The organism is Bradyrhizobium sp. USDA 4532 (assembly GCF_024171315.1).
Lineage (GTDB): Bacteria > Pseudomonadota > Alphaproteobacteria > Rhizobiales > Xanthobacteraceae > Bradyrhizobium > Bradyrhizobium australafricanum.
The window spans coordinates 2,856,696-2,875,808 of record NZ_JALJZN010000001.1 but is presented as its reverse complement, the minus strand read 5'-3'; the positions used below and the strand labels follow the sequence as shown (position 1 = coordinate 2,875,808).

Here is a 19,113-nt window from a genome sequence, read left to right as displayed (position 1 = left end):
TTAGCCATGGCGCGCGGCCCGGTTGCGGGTCATCAGCAAGGTTCGCCGTGCTCCCTCGAGTTTGACGCAGGTCAGGCGGCCGGTCGCATAGGCACCGGTGTCGACATTGATGCGGTTGCGCAGCAGCTCGGCCTCATGCACCGGCGTATGGCCGTGGACCACGACCTTGCCGAAATCATCTTCCGAGATCAGGAAGTCGTCGCGGATCCAGAGCAGATCCTCCTTGCGCTGCTGGTTGAGCGCGATGCCGGGCCTGACGCCGGCATGGACGAAGAAATAGCGTTTGTGCACATAACAGAGCGGCAGCGAGCGCAGGAAGGCGAGATGGACCGGCGGCATCTGGCGGATCAATTGCCGGGCGAGCGCCCTGCGTTCGGAAGCGTCGGGATTGGGCGAGGGCGTCAGGCCGTAGGACATCAGCGTTTGCAAGCCGCCAAACTGCCGCCATTGCGCGAGCATGTCGGGATTGACGAGAAATTCCAGCAGGCAGGCCTCGTGATTGCCGAGCAGGCAGACCATGCTGCGGGTGCGGCGGCGTTGTTCGAGCATGGCGATAACATCGCGCGAATCCGGTCCGCGATCGATATAGTCGCCGAGGAACACTTGGATCGGTCGCGCCGGCCGGAACCGACGGATGTCGGCATCGATGCAGGCGCAGATCTCGTGCAGCAGGTCGGCATGACCGTGGATATCGCCGACGGCGTAGATGCAGGTCTCGCCGCCCTCATGTTCGAGATCGCCGGTCTGGCCGACAAGACGCTGGAGGAAGCTGCGCATCTGGCGTCTAGCCCGCCTGCGACCGTGAACGGCTGATCCGCTGTGCCAGTCCTGTTCCGATCACGGCTCCCAACACGATCACTCCGGGCAGCGCCGGCAATTCCGGCAAGGTGAAGCCAGCAAGCAGCAGCGTCAGCAGGACGGCTGCGGCCGATGCAGGGTAGGACCAGTCGCGGCCGCGATTGCGCGCACCGGCCGTGAACGCTGCGATGCAGACGATGATAGCCGCGACTAAAGTCCAGAACATGGCGGAACCGAATTGCGCGATCAAGGCCGCGGCGCTGGTCGCAATCACGGGGCGCGTGGTGGCGCCCTGCCAGTCCATATAGGTCGACGCCAGCGTTGCCGTGGTGCCGGCGCCGCTGCCGAGCGCGGGCAGGTCGGCGAGCAGATTGTGGGTCGATTGCACGAACTCGGACGGTGCATGAACAAAGGCGACCGCAAGCGGCACGTCGGGATGACGATTGCCGATCGCCGTCGCCAGGGCGATCAGCGCGATCGCTGTCGCCGCAGCAGCGCTGCTCCTGCGGTGCAGATGAAGTTTCCGCGCGGCGAAGGTCATCAGGACGAGGGCGATGCCCGCGGCGATCGCGATCGCGGCGCCGCGCCGCCCAACCCAGCAGGCGCTGGCGGCGCAGAGCAGCGCGCCGGCAGCGAGCAGCCAGCGCAGCCGTCTCAATTGGGCGGCGGTGCGGCCATCGGCGTGTCCGCCGACGTCGAGCGCGCGCGCAAGGCCGAGCGGAACGCCAACGAGAACGACGACCAGGAATCCGTTTGCCGTCTCATCGCGTGCAGCGCCAGACCAGACTTTGACCGGATCGCTTGATAGCAGCAGGATCAGGGCCGCGACGGCCGCGGTTGCTGCAACGGTGCGGGCCACCATATCGGCGCGGCGGGCGTCGATCGCGACAGCGGCGGCGGTGATCATGGCTGACATGAGTGACAGCCAGATCAGCAGCGCGCCGAAGCTTGCGCCGGTGTCGATCGTGATGCTGCCGCTGAGCTGTGCTCCCAGCGTTTCGCCGGCGAACTTCCACACCGGATGCGCCAGGGCCGCCAGCGGAAACATCTGCAGGACGATCCAGAGCACCGGCAGAAGCGCCGCCGCAACAGCGGGACCGGCGACCGACTTCAGGAACGACAGCTCACCTGGACGGATCGCCAGCAGGCTTGCGAGCAGCCCTAGCGACGTCGCCGCGCCGACGGCACCCGTCGCGAGCGATGCGTCGATGAGACCGAGCGGAATCGACGCCCCGATCAAGATGCAGATGAAGGCCGTGACGTTCCACACGAGAGGGGGAGGTCCTGCAGAGGATGAGACGCAAGGCAGCGGGATGCCCCGGGCTTGCCGCGAGGTCAACGGAAATCGGCCACGCCAAAGCGGGCAGTGTCATGCCCTGCTATTGCGAACGGCGCAGGGCGAGACGTGGCGTCGAGGTGCGAGACCAGAACAGCGGCGCGAAGGCGCCTGCCAGATATCCGATTTGCAGCGCTACGATCGCAGCGATCATGAGCAGCGCGGTTTCCGACCACGACAGGCGCCCGACTCCGATGGCGGCCAACAGCGCGAGTTCCGCGAGCGCCACCGGCGCCAGCACCAGACAGTGCTGGCGCAGCCCGAGAACGGTGCCGCCGATCAAATTGCCAAGGAAAACAAATAACATAATCAAACCCTGCGCCCGCATGGTATCGGGCCGGGCCTAAGCCGGGGTTAACCCGCGCGTCGCCAGCGGGCCGGCGCGGTGCTGGCCGAGCTCGATGGCCTGTGGTTTTGTTAGTCGATTAACATTCAGAACGGGCGCAGATCGCCGTAACTATAGGCAGCCCAATAATCGCGGCCGCCAAACGGTCCATAGGCGCCGTAGAGCGGCGCGCAGGAGTAGCGATCGGGACAGCCGTGCCAGCAAACCCGTTTCCACTGGCAGACGTCGCCATGACAATATTGCAGCCGCTGACAATTGCCGCTGACCCGTTGCACGGCGCGCGGGGCCGGGGAAACGCTTAGTTCTGCGGCGAAAACCCCGGAGCCGCCGAGGGCGCCTATCAGCGGCAAGGCGACCATTCCCAACGCGATCGCGGGTAGCTTCCTGCGGGCCATCGAACCCTCGGTTAACTCAAACCATCTCATTCACAGATAACGGGGAGATCGGACGAAAGCAAAGCCGGAGTGACGGCGCGCGGGGCTTTGTCTCACGGCGGTGCGCCGGTGTCGCCGAATTGCCTCACCTCGCTAACATTATTTATCAATTGCATCGCAATATATCGCGGAAACTTGTGATTGTGATAGTCGGCGTGTTACGGCACGGCCGGAGTATTTAGATGTCGCGTGCGATTTTCATTCGGGTGATGTTATTGCTTGCGGCCGCCTGTTGGGTCAGCGGTTGCCATTACATGCCGACCAACGGTCCGACGAGCTCCGATGTCGTGGCCGGGCAGCGCGATCCTGAAAGCCTGCCCTATGCGATGGTCAAGATCACACCGCAGATCGAGAACGTGCTGGCGTCGTTCGCGCCGCAACTCGCCGGTGGCATCCAGGGCCCGCCGCCGAAGGACATCCGCTTCGGCATCGGCGACGTCGTCAGCGTCACGATCTTCGAGGCCGCCGCCGGCGGCCTGTTCATTCCGGTCGAGGCCGGCGTGCGTCCCGGCAACTACATCACGCTGCCGAACCAGAACGTCGATACCGACGGCAATATCTCGGTGCCCTATGCCGGCGCGATCCGCGCCAAGAACCGCACACCGACCGAAGTGCAGCGCTCGATCGTCGATGCGTTGAAGAATCGCGCGATCGAGCCGCAGGCCGTGGTCGCCCTGATCGAGCAGCGCACCTCGCTGATCTCCGTGCTCGGCGAGGTCAATTCGCCGAACCGCTTCCCCGCCAATGCCGCGGGTGAGCACGTGCTTGACGCGATCACGCGCGCCGGCGGCCCGAAAGGGCAGGGTTTTGACACATGGGTCATGCTTGAGCGCGACGGCAAACGTACTACGGTGCCGTTCGGCCAGCTGGTCTACGAGCCCAAGAGCAATATCTACGCCCATCCCGGCGACACCATTTATGTCTACCGCGAGCCGCAAACCTTCGTCGCCTTCGGCGCGTCGGGCGCGCAGGGCCAGTTCAATTTCGAGGCCTGGCGCATCTCGCTCGCCGAAGCCGTTGCCAAGGCGGGCGGCCTGAACGACTCCTCGGCCGATCCGGCCTCGGTGTTCGTCTATCGCGGCGAACTGCCGGAAGTGGCCGCCAAGCTTGGCGTCGACGTCAGCAAATATTCAGGGCCGATCATCCCGGTCGTCTACAACATCAATTTCCGCGATCCGGCCGGCTATTTCCTGGCCACGCGTTTCCAGTTGCGCAACAAGGACGTGCTCTATGCGTCGAACGCGGCATCCGTCGAGGACGCCAAGGTGATGCAGCAGATCCGCCTCGTGACCGCAACGGCGAATGATCCGATCGTGGCCGCCTACAACGCAACCTTACTTCGTAATTCGATCAAGCTTGCGCCCTGATATTGGGGCGTGAGCCGGCACGGCCGGCTTCATGACACGCTCAAGATTACCTTCCGGCTCAAGCGAGGCGACGGCATTGCCGTGGCCGGTGCGCTGGTCATCGTGGCTGTTCTGCGCCGTCGTCGCTTTGGCGCCGCTGCCGCTCGGCTCGGTCGGTACGGTTGCGCCCGCGATCTGGTCGATCCTGCTCGGGATTGCACTGCTCGGAGTATTGCCGATGCGCCTGCGCGGCAGTCAGCTCGCGATCCTTGCCGTGACAGTGCTGTTGACGGCGCTTGCCATGCTGGTGCTGCACGAGCAGTCGGTCGTCCGGCCCTGGTCGGGTGCGGCGCCGAACGCGTTGTGGGCGCAGGCCGGCAGATTGCTGCCTGCCGAGCTGCCGCCGGCCGTGTCGATCGCGCGCGGTCAGCCGTTCTATTCGATCGGCGTCGGAATCGTTTGCCTGCTCAGCTTCGCCATCGGCGTCGTGCTCGGTGCCAACCGCGGACTGGCGCGCGGGTTGTTGCGGGCGGTGGCCGCAGCGGGGCTGGTCTATGCGATCTGCGGCATCATCACTTTCGTGATCGATCCCACCCGGATCTACCTGCTGCACGAGAAGCAGGCGCACCTGGCGTGGCTGACATCTCCCTTCGTCAATCGCAACACTGCCGGCATCTATTACGGTTGCTGCGCGCTGATCTGGCTGTTGTTCGGCTGCGAGCTGATCGAGCGGCATTGGCCGCCGCGCCGTGCCGGCCTGTCACGGCTGCTCGCGCGCCTCGATATGCCGGCGCGGCGCCGGCTCGCCGGCCATGCGTTCGGCTGGCTCGCTTGCCTGCTGGCGATGTTTCTGACCGGCTCGCGCGGCGGCGTCGGGGTCTCGCTGCTCGCCGCGGTCGCGGCTGTCGCGATCTTTTTTCGCAACCGGGTGCCGCGCCGCTACGGCATGATCGTGGCGCTCGGGGTCGGCAGCCTGGTCGCGCTGGCACTGCTGCAGCTTCTCGGCGGCGGTGTCGGCGCGCGCTTCAGCACGATGGGCCTGTCCGATGAGGGACGGTTCTCGACCTATCGCGCAACGTTGCGGATGATCTGGGATCACCCGTGGCTCGGCGATGGTTTCGGGACCTTCGAATGGGTTTATCCGGCCTATCGCACCGACGACATCTCGCTGCGCGGGACTTGGAACCGGGCACACAACAGCTGGCTCGAACTGGCGTCCGACGGCGGAATGTTAATGGCCGGCGCCGCCATGATCGCGCTGCTCGCGGCGTTCGTCGTGCTCGCGCATGGCGTGCGGACCCGTCGCCGCGACGTGATCGTGCCGCTCGCGGCGCTCTGCGCGTCGGTCGCCGGCGCACTCCATTCGATGATCGATTTCTCGCTCCAGATCACCGGCTATGCCGTTGTTATCGCGGCCTTGCTCGGGGCAGGCCTGTCGCAATCCTTCCGCTCCGGCCGGGGCGCCGGCGGTGGCGGCTCCGACCGTGACGCCAGTGTTACGGTCGGGCTGCCGGTTAACGCTGATTTCGCGCGCCACGGCCCGGCCGCGGCCGGCGCGGCTATTTAATTGGCGCGATAACTCTGACTATGCTAACGAACTGTTAGTATTCGTTAGGGAGATAGCTGTGTTCACATTTGAGCGATCCTGCGGCTTTTCCGCCCCGCGCCTTGCGATGTTGGTGATGCTGGTGCTCGCGACACCCGGTGGCGCGGCGCTGGCGGAGACACCTGGCGGGCTGATACAGCCGTCCCAGGCGGTCACCAATTTCAAGGCCAATCCCGAGCAGTTGCTGACCCAGTATCCGAATGCGGGCGTGGAATTGACCTCGCGGGCGCGCGATTTCGCCCTCAACGATCCGACATCGCTCGATCCGCTGATCGCGCTGCTCGCCAAGGCAAGCAAGGACCAGAAGACGGCGATCGCCGCCGGTCTCGCCCAGGCCGCGCGCATCGTGGTGCGCAGCAACCAGCCCTACGCGACGCGCATCCAGCAGGCGATTGCCGACACCAAGGATCTCGACACCGTGATGGCGTTTGCCGCTGCGTCGGGTGACAGCGGCACCGCGGCGACCGGCGCCGGCGGCGCGGGCAGCGCCGGTGCATCCGGCGGCCAGACCAGCGCGCTGGGCGCCAGCGGCGCCGGCGGCGGAACGCTCGAGGCCATCGACGGCAACAGCGTGAACACCGGCATCTTCAGCTTCACCTCGTCGGTCAGCAGTTCGGGCAGCACGACGACCGGTACCGCCACGGGCACCGGCACCACACTCATTTCAACAGTTACCCCCTGAGCGGACGTCCGATCGCCAATGGAGAACTTTCTGCAGCAACGCGCTTCGGTGTCGGCGGCGGGACGCTTCCCAGGATCATTGGAGGGCGCGAGGGCAGGATCCATCCTGCCGGCGCGGCGATAGGACGAGATGCTTCAGCGCAACCAGATTTCGCCGTCTGTCGATCTGAGAAATCGTCCGGCTGAATTGCCGTCGCTGGCGGAAACCTTTGACGCCTTCGTCACCTATCTGCTCCGGCAATATTGGGTCATCCTCGGGACCGCCGCGCTCTGCCTGTTCGGCGGCATCTGCTATCTGGCGACGGCGGCGCCGAGCTATACGGCGCTTGCCACGATGATCATCGACACGCGCAAATTCCAGGCCTTCCAGCAGCAATCGCCGGTGAGCGAGGCCCCCGTCGATTCCGCCGCGGTCGAGAGCCAGGTCGAAATCCTGAAGTCGGAGAATGTGGCGCTCGCGGTGATCCGCGACCTCAAGCTCAACGAGGATCCGGAATTCGTCGGCTCCAGGGCCGGCGCGGTAGGAGCCGTGCTCGATTTCGTGTCCGGCCTGCTCGCCGGCGGGGCGCCGCCCACCGAATTCGACCGGACCCGGCGCGCGGTCCGCACGTTCCAGAAGCAGCTCGACGTCCGCCGCCGCGGCATGACCTATGTGATCGAGGTCAGCTTCCGCTCGCTCGATCCCGAGCGTGCGGCGCAGATCGCGAACGCCGTCGCCGACGCCTATATCGTCGATCAGCTCGATTCCAAATATCAGGCGACGCGCCGCGCCAGTGTCTGGCTGCAGGACCGCATCCAGGAGCTGCGCACGCAGGCATCCAACGCCGAGCGCGCGGTGCTCGACTACAAGAAGACCAACAACATCGTCACCTCCAGCGGCAAGCTGCTCAACGAGCAGCAGCTCGGCGAGCTCAACACCCAGCTGCTCCAGGTGAAGTCGCAGGTCACCGACGCCAAGGCCAAGCTCGACCGCATCGAGGCGGTGGTGAAGGGAGGCGTCCCCGATGCGACGGTGGCCGATACGCTGAACAACCAGGTCATCACCAAGCTGCGCTCGCAATATCTCGAGCTTGCCAACCGCGAGGCCGACTGGTCGTCGCGCTACGGCTACAATCATTTGGCCGCCGTCAACCTGCGCAACCAGATGCGCGAGATCCAGTCGTCGATCATCGATGAACTGAAGCGGCTCGCCGAAAGCTACAAGAGCGACTATGCGATCGCCCAGCAGCGCCAGAACGAGATCGAGCGCGCCGTGAACGACTCGGTGTCGCAGTCGCAGTCGACCAACCAGGCGCAGGTCACGCTGCGCGAGCTCGAGAGCTCGGCGCAGACCTATCGCTCGCTCTACGACAATTTCCTGCAGCGCTACATGGAAAACGTGCAGCAGCAGTCGTTCCCGGTCAGCGAGGCGCGGGTGATCACCCGTGCGTCGCGTCCGCTCAGCAAGAGCCATCCGCAAACCTTGGTCGTGCTCGCGCTCTCGGCGCTCGGCGGCCTGATCGCCGGGCTCGGGCTCGGCGTGTTGCGCGACCTCTATGACCGGGTGTTCCGCACCGCTGAAATGGTCGAGACGATCCTCGAGGCCGACTGCGTCGCCATCGTTCCCCGCGTCTCGCCGGGCCAGATCAAGGCGCCGGTCGCCGGTCGTCCCAGTCTGCCGATCGGTCCGCGCACGATCCGGCGCGGCGACGAGCCGGTGCTGTGGGCGGCGATCGATTCGCCATTCTCGCGGTTCTCGGAAGCGATCCGCTCGATCAAGGTCAATGCCGACCTCAACGTCACCAAGCCGTCAAAGATCCTCGGGCTGACCTCGGCATTGCCCAACGAGGGCAAGTCGACGCTGGCCTTCGTGTTTGCGCAACTGGTTGCCCAGAGCGGGGCCCGCGTGCTCCTGATCGATTGCGATCTGCGCAATCCCTCGCTCAGCCGCAAGGTCGCGGCGACTGCCGAGCGCGGCATCCTCGACGTGCTGTCGAACAATGCGACCTTGCAGGACACGCTATGGCGCGATCCCGAGACCGGCCTCGCCTTCCTGCCTGGCGCTACGCGATCGCGCATCGCCCATTCGCACGACGTGCTGGCCTCCGACCAGATGAGGGATTTCATCGACGGGGCCCGCAGCCACTACGACTACGTGATCGTCGATTTCCCGCCGCTCACGCCGGTGGTCGATGTCCGCATCACCGCGCACTTCGTCGATTCCTTCGTCTTCATCGTGGAATGGGGCAAGACCCAGGTGCAGGTGGTCGAGCGTGCGCTGCGCAGTGCGCGAGCGGTCAACGAGAACCTGCTCGGCGTCGTGCTCAACAAGGCCGATATCGCCGCGATGAGCCGCTATAGCGGCTATGGCGGCAAGAACTACTATTACAACTCGCACTATGGGCGATATGGCTACACCGAGTGAGACGCACGGCGGGTTGCCCGGGCGCGCAGCCGCCTGGCTTGCGCGCGGCTTGCTGGCCGCGGTCGCGTGCTCGTCCGTCGCCTGGGGCACGACCACCTTTCCGGACTTTGTCGACCAGACCCGACTCGACGGCGCAAAGGACCTGATCCTTCGCAACGTACCGGTCAGCGACGCCGAGCTCGACAACCTCGGTCCGCTGCTGTCGCGCGCCGTGGCGGAGAAGGATTGCATGCCGGCCATCGATCGCAGCGCGGCGGTGATCCGGCTGCGGCTCGCCGAGAACGCGCTCGCATCCGGCGCGCAGGTCGACGCCCGGATGGGCGAGCTTGACGAAGCCGTCCGCAAATCGCTCGGCTGCGCGCCGGCCGATCCCTATCTCTGGCTCGTGCTGTTCTGGCTTCGCAATATACGGCAGGGCTTGAGCGACGCCAATTTCGACCTGCTGCGGATGTCGTACCGGCTCGGACCCAACGAGGGCTGGATCGTGGCCAAGCGCAGCGCGATGGCGCTCGCAATGTTCGACGCGCTGCCGCCTGACCTTTCGTCCGACGTGATTGCCGAGTTCGCGCGTCTGGTGAAGACCGAACTGTACACCGAGGCAATCGATCTCCTGAAGGGACCGGGCTGGGCGCACCGCGACACGCTGCTGGCCGGCCTTGCAGCTGTCCCGCAACGGAACGTCGACATCCTGACCCGCACCATGGCCGACATTGGATACGATCTCGACCGCCGCTCGCCGGCGGAACGCCGCAATTGGGAGCACAAATCGAACGACCGCCTCGACGAGCCTGCCCGAATGCCGCCGGAGGCGAGCGCTAGGCCATGACGATGGAATTTTGCATCGGACAGCACAACGCGCATTATGAGGGCGTCTATTCGGCGCAGGAGCGCGACTGGCGCCGCGTCTGTGCGGTCGACAAGGCCGACCATATCGCCGGCTTGCTTGGCGCAGCCGTCGCGAAGGTCGGCAATGTGCTCGAGGTCGGCTGCGGCACCGGCGCCGTGCTGGCGCGGCTGTCGGCGATCGGCGTTGGCCGCGACTTCACCGGCATCGACGTGATCGATCCCGCGACCAATCTGGAGATCGACGACGCCGCTTCGGCTCCGTTCCGCTGGTCCAGCTATGACGGCGTGACGATCCCGTTCGCCGACGGATCGTTCGACCTCGTCTATGCCAGCCACGTCCTGGAGCACGTGCCCGAACCGCGCGCATTCCTGCACGAGCTCGCCCGGGTCGCGCGGACCTTTGTCTATGTCGAGGTGCCGTGCGAGCTGCATGCGCGGACCAATCGCCGGGCGTTGCAATCGACGCTCGACATCGGCCATATCAATTTCTACACGCCCGACACGTTCCGCCTGGTGCTGGAGACGGCCGGGCTCCGCGTCACCGGCTTCGGCACCTATGATCACAGCCTGCCGGTTCATGCGTTCCATTCGTCGCGGGTGAAGGGGCTCGCCAAAAGCATTGTGCGGAAGTCGCTGTTGTCGGTCGGCCCGGCGTTCGCGACCAGGCTTGCGACCTATCATTGCGGGGCGCTCTGCCGGCGTGACGAGGCGCAGGCGCTGCCGCGGGACCGGTAAGCCATGGCGCCGCGCGTGGTCGTCTTCAATAACATGATCACACCTTACACCAACCGTCTCTACAACGAGCTGGCCAGCCGCGGGCTGGATCTCGCCGTGCTGTCCTGCACGCCACAGGAGGCCGATCGCTCCTGGGCCGGCTCGTTCACGCCGCGTTACATCACGCGCACGGTGCCGGGTGTATCGATCCCGCTGTCGCGGTCGCGTCACACCCATGTCAATATCGGGGTCGGGCGCGCCTTGCATGCGCTCGCGCCCGACCTGCTGTTCGTGAACGGTCTTTATCCCTCGATGCTGGCCGGCGCGGCATGGGCGCGCGCCAACGGCAAGGCGCTCGCGCTGACGATCGACGGCTGGCGCGAGACGATGCCCAACACCGCCTATCACCGTCTGGCGCGGCCCTGGCTGCTGCGCCAGTGCGACGCAGTGGTGTGTTGCAGCGACAAGGGTAGGGCGTATTTCCGCGGCGAGGGTGTTCGCGCCGACGACCTGTTCGTGGTGCCGTTGGTGCCGGCATGGGATCCGCCGGCGGTTGTGCCGGCATTCGACGACCGTCCATTTCATCTGCTGTGGTGCGCCCGCCTCAATGACGGCGCCAAGAATGCGATCTTCTTCGAGAACGTCGCGATCGCGCTTGGCCGGATCGTGCCCGGGCTGAAGGTGCGTGTGGTCGGGTCCGGCGCCGCCGAACGGCGCATGCTGGCGCGGTTCGGCGGTGCCGGCATCGATGTCAGCCACGACCGCTACCTGCCGTGGCAGGCGATATCGGACGTTTTTCTGCAGTCGCGGCTGCTGCTGCTGCCTTCACTGCTGGAACCGTGGGGCCTGGTGTGCAACGAGGCCCTGCAGTGCGGGGTTCCGTGCCTGGTGTCGCCCCATGTCGGGGCAGGCGGCGAGTTGGTCCGTGACCATGACAACGGCTATGTTTGCGCGCTCGATGAACAGGTTTGGGTCGACGCGGCGCGCGGCTTGCTCGAACATCCCGCGCACTGGGAGGCGATGTCGCGGCAGGCCCGGCAGAGCGTGCGACGCGATGCGCTTGCCGACGCCGCGGCGCGTTTTGCGGCCGCGGTCGATCATCTCTTGAGGGCTCCGGCCCGGCAGGAGGCCGTGCAATGATCGGCAGATGGTGGCTGCGAACCGATGTCTTTCTGCACGCCTATCTGGTGATGGTGCTCGGCTGCATCTATTTCCTGTTCAATTTCATCGAGGGCATCTCGTTCTCGGAAAGGGCCGGGGAATCCACGCTGTTCCGCGGCGCCTGGCTGCTGCTCTACATCCTCCTGGTGCTGCACATTGCAATCGATCCGAAGCGCTTCGGCCTACTGATGCTGCAGTCGCATCTCTATCTGACGTTCATCGCCTTCGCCCTGGTATCACTGGCGCTGAGCGCCGACCCCGCCGGCTCGTCGATCAAGTTCGCGATGTATCTGTTGACCACGATGTTCTCGGCGTGGGTCGTGATCAGCTGCCCGGTCGATCGTCTCGTCGATGCGCTGTTCCGGATCGGGATCGTGGTGCTGATCGTTCACGTCCTGCTGTTTCCGGTGATCGGCTCGCAATGGGATTACGACCCGCTGCATCGGCCGACGGTGCTCGGAACCCAGGCCTATGCCGGCGTGTTCGGTCACAAGAACCTCGCGGGCGCATTCTTCGGTCTCATGGTGCTGATCTGCTTCGTGCGCATGCTGGCAGGACCGCGCCGCCAGTTCGGCTGGACGCTGCTGCTGATGGGATGTCATCTTTTTGCGCTCGCCGCGGCCGGCGCCGCAGGTCCGCTGATCAGCATGTTGACGGCGCTTGCCGTGACCTTCGGGCTCGTGCTCGTGGTGCTCGGGCACAGGGGCGCTGCCTCGATCTATTGGCTTGGCCTCGCTCTTGTTGCGCTTGTCGTGTTCGCCCTGCCGAGCGACGAGTTGTACGGGCTGGTGGGCCGCAGCGGAAACCTGACCGGCCGCTCGTTCCTCTGGTCGGTCTGGCCGCACTTCTTCTGGCAGCACCCCTGGCTCGGCTACGGGTTTTCGGGATTCTTCAACGAACTGCCGAATTCGCCGGTGAACGAGCTGACGAGCATGGCGCCGTGGAATACCGAGTTCGGCTCGTTCGAGAATTCCTATCTTGACGCCTTTCTCCAGTTCGGCCTGCTCGGCGGTGCGCTCTATATACTGCTGCTGGCGCGCGCATTGTGGAACAGCATCGTCTTCGCGTTCGAGCGGAGAGGGATGTACTGCATGGCACCATTCGCGATGCTGCTGTTCGTCGTGATCGCGTCGGCCAATGACTCCAGCCAGCTGCTGCACAATTATTTCGGCTGCGTGCTGGTGTTCTGGTGCTATTTCGGCCCGGAGGCCAGGCTGCAGATGGCGCCGCGGCGGACATTCAACAGATTGCGGGTGAGTGAGGCGTGAGTGCGTTGACCAACAGGCTGGACCGGGCGGCGGCTCAGACCCGGGTCGCCGGTGCCATGAGCGGATTGCTTCGCCGGCTGCGGCATGCCGGGGGCAATGTCGCGCTTGGCCTGATCGATCAGGCGCTGCTGAGCGGGTCTGCCTTCGTGCTGACGATCGTGCTCGCCAACGTGCTCGACATCAATTCATTCGGCAGGTTCAGCGTCGCCTGGGCATTCTCGATCCTGATCGAGGCGGTGTTTCTGCGCGGCCTGTTCGACGACGGGCTGCCGGCGACCGCGCATCGCATCCCGAAGTCGCTATGGCCGCAGCTGCGGCTCGGCCTCTATCTGTCGTCGCTGCTCGTCTCGGGTGCGCTCGGCCTGCTGCTGGTGGGTGCGGGGCTTGTGATCGCAGCCGTCGGCGGGGACGCCGGCGGGCTCGTGATCGCAACCGGGCTCGCGATCCCGGCGGTTCGGCTGCAGAGCATGTTCCGCCGGATCTGCTATCTCGACGGGCGACTGCCGCGCGCGCTGGCGTCCTCGCTGACCTATTGCGTGGCGCTGGTCGTCTCGGCCGGGCTGATGATCGCGCTCAAGCTCGCCGGCGCCGCCGCGGCGATGGCGTGTATCGCGATCTCGGCCGCGCTCGCCGGCAGCCTGCTGCTGGCCCACACCCGCGAGCTGGCCTGGCCGCAAGCCAGAATCTTCCGCGGCTCGCTGCGGCGGCTGTTTCGGAACGGGCGCTGGTTCGTCGCGACCTCGCTCACCTACTGGATCGGCAGCATCGGGCTGATCCCGGTCTGCGGCTTCCTGATCGGGCTGGACGCGAGCGCGTCGCTGCGAATCCTGCTGTTGGTGTTCGCACCGCTCAGCCAATTTTGCGCGACGATGTTCTCGGTTCGCCTGCCGGAAATCGCGGCCGAACTGCGCGCCGGCCGGCGCAGCGCGGTCGCCGCTGCCGCGCGCGAAAATGCCCTGTTGCTCGGATCGATCGCCGCGGCCTATGGGGCGGCGGTCGTGCTGCTCGGCCAGCGCATTCTGGCGCTTGTCATCCACGGACAGAGCTATGAGATCGGTACCGGCAGCCTCGCCTTGATGGGCGCTGCGATGGCGCTCGACGCGGTGTGGCTCGGCCTCGCTCTGCCGCTGTTTGCGACCGGCAAGCCGCAGCGGTTCATGCTGAGCCGGATTGCCGGCCTCGTCGCGCTGTGCTGCGTCCTGCCGTTCGCAGCCGAGGCCTGGCAGGTGATGGGCGCGGTTGCGGCGATGGTGGCCTCCAGCGCGGCGTCGGTGATCACGGTTGTGCTGACCAATTCGGCGCGGGAGCGGACATGACCGACGACGCGCGCGGCGGCTCGCTCGAAAAGCTGCATATCGGCGCCTTCAATTGCGGCATCGACGGCTGGATCAATACCGACATCACGATGCACCTGTGGATCGCGCGGGTGCCGTTCGCGGCGAAAGCGCTACATCTCGCCGGCATGCTGAGCGATGCCCGCTATGCCGAGCATCGCCAAGGCAAGTTTGCCGGACTGCGCCACATGAACCTGACCAAGCCGCTGCCGTTCGCGGATCGCAGCCTCTCGGCGGTGTTCAGCGCGCACGTCTTCGAGCACCTGTTTCCCGACGAGGTCGAGCGGCTGGCGCGCGAGATCGCGCGGGTGCTGGCGCCTGGCGGGGTATGTCGCATCGTCGTCCCCGACATGGAGCGGATCGTCGCGCTCTACGATCCGGCGGCGCCGCTGGCTTTCCTCAAGGGCGTTTTCGAGATCGATCGCCGCAAGGAGGCCGCCTTCGCGCATCACTGGGGCTTTACCCGCGCCTCGCTCGCCGCGCTATTCCGCAACGCCGGCTGTTCGGAAACCTACACCCGTGCCTATCGCGAGGGGGTCTGTCCCGACATCGACCGGCTCGACAACCGGCCGGACGAGTCGATCTTCTTCGAGGCCATCAAGTGAGCGCGACAGGAAAATCGATGCATCGTAGCGTGAGGGATCGCGCATGCCGTGCTAGACCGGACCGACCGGTAGCAGGAGACTGACCTTGCTGGGTGCGATTCAAGCCCGATTTTCCAATGCAGCGCGCCAGCGGCGCGGCGAATTCCTCGTTCGCACCGTGAACCTGCCGCTTGATGCGAAAATCCTCGATCTTGGCGGCGGCACCGGCCGCCACATTCGCACGATCCTGCCGCGCCATACCGACATCACGGTCTGCGACATATCTGCCGATGATTTGAAGGCCGCGCGCGAGCGCTTTGGATTCAAGACGGTCCTGCTCCGGGAGACCGAGCGCCTGCCGTTCGACGATCAGGCGTTCGACTTCTGCTTCTGCTCGTCGGTGATCGAACATGTCACCGGGCCGAAGCAGGATGTCGTGACGATCGAGGACGAAGCGGCGTTTCAGAGCATCGCGCGCGCGCATCAGAACCGTTTTGCGGGCGAGATCTCGCGGGTCGCAAAGTCCTTCTACGTGCAGACGCCGTACCGGTACTTTCCGATCGAAAGCCATACCTGGCTGCCGGGCATCATCGTCTTGCTGCCGAGGCGGCTGCAGATCGCGCTGATCGAGCGATTCAATCGCTTCTGGTTCAAGCGCACCGCGCCCGACTGGCATCTGTTCGACTGGCGCGAGATGACCGAAACGTTTCCGGACGCGAAGATCTATCGCGAACGCTATCTCGGCATGACCAAATCGCTGATGGCGATCAAGGTCTGAGGCAGCTATCCGCCTGCCACGTCAATCGTCGCGCCGGGCCAGGATGTTGATCAGCGTGCCCACTGCGGGCTGGCGATCGAGCGCCGGCGGCAGCGGGGAGCCGGCAAAGCTGCTCCCCAGCATCGTGAGGCCATGTTGCCGAAGCAGACCCTGCATGGCCGCCGGCGAGGTGTCGAATTTGGAGAACGCGAGATAGCGAAACAGCGGCCGCGCCGATACGCGTGAAGAGGCCGCATGCGCGAGCTTGTAGCTCCGGCGCAGCAGCGATCCGCGGTTTGGGATCGAGAGCAGCAACAGCCCGCCGGGCATGAGCACGCGATGCATCTCGGCGAGGCACTGCGCCACGTCGGGAACATATTCCAGCACGCTCGCGCACAGCGCGCCGTCGAAGGATCGATCGGGAAACGGCAGACTTGCGATGGTCGGAATCTGCTGGAATTTGAGCCGCCCGGCGAGCGTGCCGTCGGCGCCGCGGCCGCGAGCCGCCGCAATCATCTCCGATGAGGCGTCGACGCCGGTGACGTCGCAGCCGCGCCCGGCGAGCAGGCGGGACAGCGTTCCAGTGCCGCAACCGGCGTCGAGCCAGCGCTGCCCATTGAGGTCTGCGTTCCCGAGCAGGCCGAACATCGCGGCCGTCCGCGCCCTGAAGGTGCGGCTCTGATGCAGCGTCTCCCACCCCGACGAAATCTCGTCGTGAAAGCGGATTTCGGGTCGCTCGCGGGTCCGGCCCATGGTGGCCATGATATTCCCTACCAGTGGAAGCCGCTCACTTTGGCGCGCACCTGCTCGGGCAATCCGATCTCCGACAGTTCGAGCACGACCTGGTCGGGACGGGTCGCCGTCAGCGCCGCAACGAAGCGCGGATCCGCCGTCGTCAGCACGATAATGTCGGCCCACTCGATGGTTGCCGTCACGTCGTCGTTCAACAGGCCGACCAGCTCCGGATTGCGCATCAGGAATTCCCGGTTGGCGCCGATCAGTTGCGACAGCTGCACATTGGGGTCGTAGATCCGGATGTCGCGCCGTTCGCCGCGCAGGCTCTTCACCAGCCTCACGAACGGACTGTCTCGGACGTCGTCGGTGCCGGCCTTGAAGCTGATGCCGAGGAACGCGATGCGGCGGCCCTCATGCGACAGGATCCACTCGGCGCCGCGCGACATGATCATGTCATTGCTCGGCAGGATGCTCTCGAGCACCGGCGTCGACAGTCCGCGGCTGTGCGCAAGGTGTTTCAGCGCCTTGACGTCCTTGGGCAGGCAGGAGCCGCCGAACGCAAAGCCTGGCCGCAAATAGGCCGGCGAGATGTTGAGCCTTGTGTCCTGCATGAAGATGTTCATGACGTCGCGCCCGTCGATGCCGAGCGTCTTCGCGATCGTGCCGATCTCGTTGGCAAAGCTGACCTTGAGCGCATGCCAGCTGTTGTCGACATATTTCACCAGTTCCGCGGTCTCGACCGGCGGCGTCATCTTGGCGCCCGGCAGGTCCTTGTAGAGCGCCATGACGCGGTCGGCGGTTTCCTGATTGAAAGCGCCGACCACGGTCTTGGACGGCGCGTTGAAATCCGCAATCGCGCTGCCCTCGCGCAGGAACTCGGGATTGAACGCAAGGTCGAAATCGCGTCCGATCCTGTTGCCGGAGGCTTCCTCGATCAGCGGCCCGACGGTGCCGCGGGTGGTGCCAGGCAGCACGGTGGAGCGGATCGTCACGGTGTGCGGCGCGTTCTTGGCGCGCAGTCCGCGGCCGATCTCGATCGCGACCTGTCGGATCGCGGTCAGGTCGAGGTTGCCGTTGCCGGACGAGGGTGTGCCGACGCAGACCATCGATATGTCGCTGTTGACGATCGCTTCGGTGGCGTCGGTGGTCGCGGTCAGCTGACCGGTTGCCACCGCGCGCGCCACCTTGTCCGAGATGCCCGGCTCGACGACCGGCGACCTGCCTCCGCGGATCAGGTCGACCTTCGCAACGCTCTTGTCGACGCCGATGATCTGGTGGCCGAGCTCGGTGAAGCAGGCGGCGCACACCGTTCCGACATAGCCGAGGCCGAAAATGCTGACGTTCATGCTTCGACCTTCAACAATCCAGGACGTGCGCGTGGCCGCAGCCGCGTCGCGTTTGACGTGAGTGAGGCGGCTGCGCGTTCAAGACGATGCCCGCCCGGCGGCTGCGTTCGCGCTGGAAGGTTGCGAGGTCGGCCGCTCGGCGGGGACATGCGCGCGCGGTGCGCGGTTCTGCGCGGGGACCTTCCCGGCGAACAACGCCTCATAGGCCGCGAGCAGCTTCGGCTCCTCATGTGTCCACGAGAGCGCGCGCTCGACGCGATTGCGGCCAAACGCCCCCATCGTCTGTCGCAACGACGGATCGTCGATCAACGTGATGATCTTGCTGGCAAAATCCTTTGGATCGTTCTTCGCGGCATAGAGCGAGGCGTCGAGCGCCGAGCGGCGGCCTTCGCGAACGTCGAACTGAACGATCGGCCGTCCGAGCGCCATGTATTCCATGATCTTGTTCATGGTGGAGATGTCGTTCATCAGCGTGACGCGGTCCGGATTGACGCAGACGTCAGCGGTCGAGAGCATCGTGAACAGCGCGTCATCCGCGATGGCGCCGGTGAAGTTCACGTAGTCGGAGAGCTGCATCTCCTCGCAGAGCTTGACCACGGCATTCCACTCTGGCCCGGTGCCAGCGATGTTGAACTGGATGTCGGTGCGGCCGAGATCGTGCACGATGTGGCCGATCGACTGCAGCAGAAGATCGATGCCTTCCGATTGGCCGATCACGCCGACATAGCCGACGCTGTAGCGCCGGCCACGGCGCCAGGCCGGATCGGCCGGCCGCGAGCGCACCCGGTCGAGATTGGGGCCGGATCGCACCACGAAAACCCGGCTGGCCGGCATACCGCCGCGCGTGATCGCGATCTCGCGATAGGATTCGTTAGTCGCGATCGAGATGCTCGCCGTCTTGAAGGTGAGATATTCGACCAGCCGCAGCAGCTGCCAGAAGAAGTCCCTGCGGCCGAATTTCGCCTCGTAGAGCTCGGGATTGACGTCGTGATGATCGAACACGAAGCGCTTGCCGCCGAGTTTGAACAACAGGCCGATCAGGAAGATCAGGTCGGGCGGATTGCAGCCCTGGATCACGTCGAAGCCGTGCTTCCACGCCACCTTGATCGCGAGCAGCGTTTCCCAGAACAGCGCGACCGGATATTCGATCAGGTAGGCGGCGATCCCGCGCGCTTCCACGGGCATCGGATGGCGATAAATGTGAATGCCTTCGAGGCATTCGTAGGATTCGTCATGGCCGCGGCCCTTCGGGCAGATCACAGAAACTTCATAGCCCGCCTTGCGCAGCGACGTTGCTTCGCACCACACCCTGCGATCGAAAGGAACCGGAAGGTTCTCGACGATGAACAGGATCCGCCGCGGTGATGGTTCAGCTCTCGACATCTGAGATGATCTATACCATTGACCTAACAACATC

18 protein-coding genes are annotated in these 19,113 nt (G+C 65.3%); 11 read left to right on the top strand and 7 right to left on the bottom strand.

The genetic code is table 11. The annotated features are described in order from the left end of the window. The 4 genes from J2R76_RS13790 to J2R76_RS13775 all read right to left on the bottom strand — a co-directional run bounded on the left by J2R76_RS13790 (position 1) and on the right by J2R76_RS13775 (position 2,875). A complete protein-coding gene (locus tag J2R76_RS13790) occupies positions 1-777 on the bottom strand; it encodes a metallophosphoesterase family protein (protein ID WP_083715177.1) in 777 nt (258 codons plus the stop codon). 7 nt (positions 778-784) lie between these two features. Beyond that, positions 785-2,068: a hypothetical protein gene (locus tag J2R76_RS13785; RefSeq protein ID WP_076833209.1), complete on the bottom strand. Its 1,284-nt coding sequence runs from the start codon at positions 2,066-2,068 to the stop codon at positions 785-787. Positions 2,069-2,177: 109 nt separating this feature from the next. Beyond that, entirely contained in the window at positions 2,178-2,462 is a 285-nt protein-coding gene (locus J2R76_RS13780; protein ID WP_143271187.1) for a hypothetical protein, read from the bottom strand. Between the two features lie 104 nt (positions 2,463-2,566). Beyond that, positions 2,567-2,875, bottom strand: a complete 309-nt coding sequence (locus J2R76_RS13775; RefSeq protein WP_143271189.1) for a hypothetical protein — start codon at positions 2,873-2,875, stop codon at positions 2,567-2,569. A 221-nt stretch (positions 2,876-3,096) separates the two neighbouring features. Between J2R76_RS13775 and J2R76_RS13770 the strand changes: the two genes are divergently transcribed. The 11 genes from J2R76_RS13770 (at position 3,097) to J2R76_RS13720 (ending at position 15,636) form a co-directional block, all read left to right on the top strand. Next, positions 3,097-4,281 (top strand): polysaccharide biosynthesis/export family protein, encoded by a 1,185-nt coding sequence (locus J2R76_RS13770; protein WP_194295410.1) that lies wholly within the window; start codon positions 3,097-3,099, stop codon positions 4,279-4,281. Positions 4,282-4,312: 31 nt separating this feature from the next. Further along, on the top strand, positions 4,313-5,827 hold the full coding sequence (locus tag J2R76_RS13765) for an O-antigen ligase (RefSeq protein ID WP_244558965.1): 1,515 nt from the start codon (positions 4,313-4,315) through the stop codon (positions 5,825-5,827). A 58-nt stretch (positions 5,828-5,885) separates the two neighbouring features. Further along, on the top strand, positions 5,886-6,548 hold the full coding sequence (locus tag J2R76_RS13760) for a hypothetical protein (RefSeq protein ID WP_244558966.1): 663 nt from the start codon (positions 5,886-5,888) through the stop codon (positions 6,546-6,548). Between the two features lie 129 nt (positions 6,549-6,677). Continuing rightward, complete coding sequence (locus tag J2R76_RS13755; protein WP_076833217.1) at positions 6,678-8,951, top strand: polysaccharide biosynthesis tyrosine autokinase; 2,274 nt, start codon at positions 6,678-6,680, stop codon at positions 8,949-8,951. Beyond that, a complete protein-coding gene (locus J2R76_RS13750) occupies positions 8,935-9,777 on the top strand; it encodes a hypothetical protein (protein ID WP_244558967.1) in 843 nt (280 codons plus the stop codon). The genes J2R76_RS13755 and J2R76_RS13750 overlap by 17 nt, the downstream gene beginning before the upstream one ends. Next, complete coding sequence (locus J2R76_RS13745) at positions 9,774-10,532, top strand: bifunctional 2-polyprenyl-6-hydroxyphenol methylase/3-demethylubiquinol 3-O-methyltransferase UbiG (RefSeq protein WP_076833222.1); 759 nt, start codon at positions 9,774-9,776, stop codon at positions 10,530-10,532. Before J2R76_RS13750 ends, J2R76_RS13745 begins: the two co-directional genes overlap by 4 nt. 3 nt (positions 10,533-10,535) lie before the next feature. Then, positions 10,536-11,651 carry a glycosyltransferase family 4 protein gene (locus J2R76_RS13740; RefSeq protein WP_253624106.1) on the top strand — a complete coding sequence of 372 codons (1,116 nt, stop codon included), beginning with the start codon at positions 10,536-10,538 and terminating at the stop codon, positions 11,649-11,651. Further along, positions 11,648-12,940, top strand: a complete 1,293-nt coding sequence (locus J2R76_RS13735; protein ID WP_076833226.1) for an O-antigen ligase — start codon at positions 11,648-11,650, stop codon at positions 12,938-12,940. The genes J2R76_RS13740 and J2R76_RS13735 overlap by 4 nt, the downstream gene beginning before the upstream one ends. Then, a complete protein-coding gene (locus J2R76_RS13730) occupies positions 12,937-14,256 on the top strand; it encodes a polysaccharide transporter (protein ID WP_076833229.1) in 1,320 nt (439 codons plus the stop codon). The genes J2R76_RS13735 and J2R76_RS13730 overlap by 4 nt, the downstream gene beginning before the upstream one ends. Next, positions 14,253-14,879: a class I SAM-dependent methyltransferase gene (locus tag J2R76_RS13725; protein ID WP_057020219.1), complete on the top strand. Its 627-nt coding sequence runs from the start codon at positions 14,253-14,255 to the stop codon at positions 14,877-14,879. The genes J2R76_RS13730 and J2R76_RS13725 overlap by 4 nt, the downstream gene beginning before the upstream one ends. An 85-nt stretch (positions 14,880-14,964) precedes the next feature. Then, the gene (locus J2R76_RS13720; protein ID WP_076833232.1) at positions 14,965-15,636 is read left to right on the top strand and encodes a class I SAM-dependent methyltransferase; all 672 of its coding nucleotides are present in this window, start codon (positions 14,965-14,967) and stop codon (positions 15,634-15,636) included. 21 nt (positions 15,637-15,657) lie between these two features. Here the strand turns inward: J2R76_RS13720 and J2R76_RS13715 are convergent, their stop codons facing one another. From J2R76_RS13715 to J2R76_RS13705, 3 genes are all read right to left on the bottom strand, one after another. Continuing rightward, positions 15,658-16,377 (bottom strand): bifunctional 2-polyprenyl-6-hydroxyphenol methylase/3-demethylubiquinol 3-O-methyltransferase UbiG, encoded by a 720-nt coding sequence (locus tag J2R76_RS13715; RefSeq protein ID WP_076833235.1) that lies wholly within the window; start codon positions 16,375-16,377, stop codon positions 15,658-15,660. Between the two features lie 8 nt (positions 16,378-16,385). Further along, positions 16,386-17,696 (bottom strand): nucleotide sugar dehydrogenase, encoded by a 1,311-nt coding sequence (locus J2R76_RS13710; RefSeq protein ID WP_076833238.1) that lies wholly within the window; start codon positions 17,694-17,696, stop codon positions 16,386-16,388. A 78-nt stretch (positions 17,697-17,774) separates the two neighbouring features. Next, positions 17,775-19,079 carry a glycosyltransferase family 4 protein gene (locus J2R76_RS13705; RefSeq protein WP_076833240.1) on the bottom strand — a complete coding sequence of 435 codons (1,305 nt, stop codon included), beginning with the start codon at positions 19,077-19,079 and terminating at the stop codon, positions 17,775-17,777. Positions 19,080-19,113: the final 34 nt, after the last annotated feature.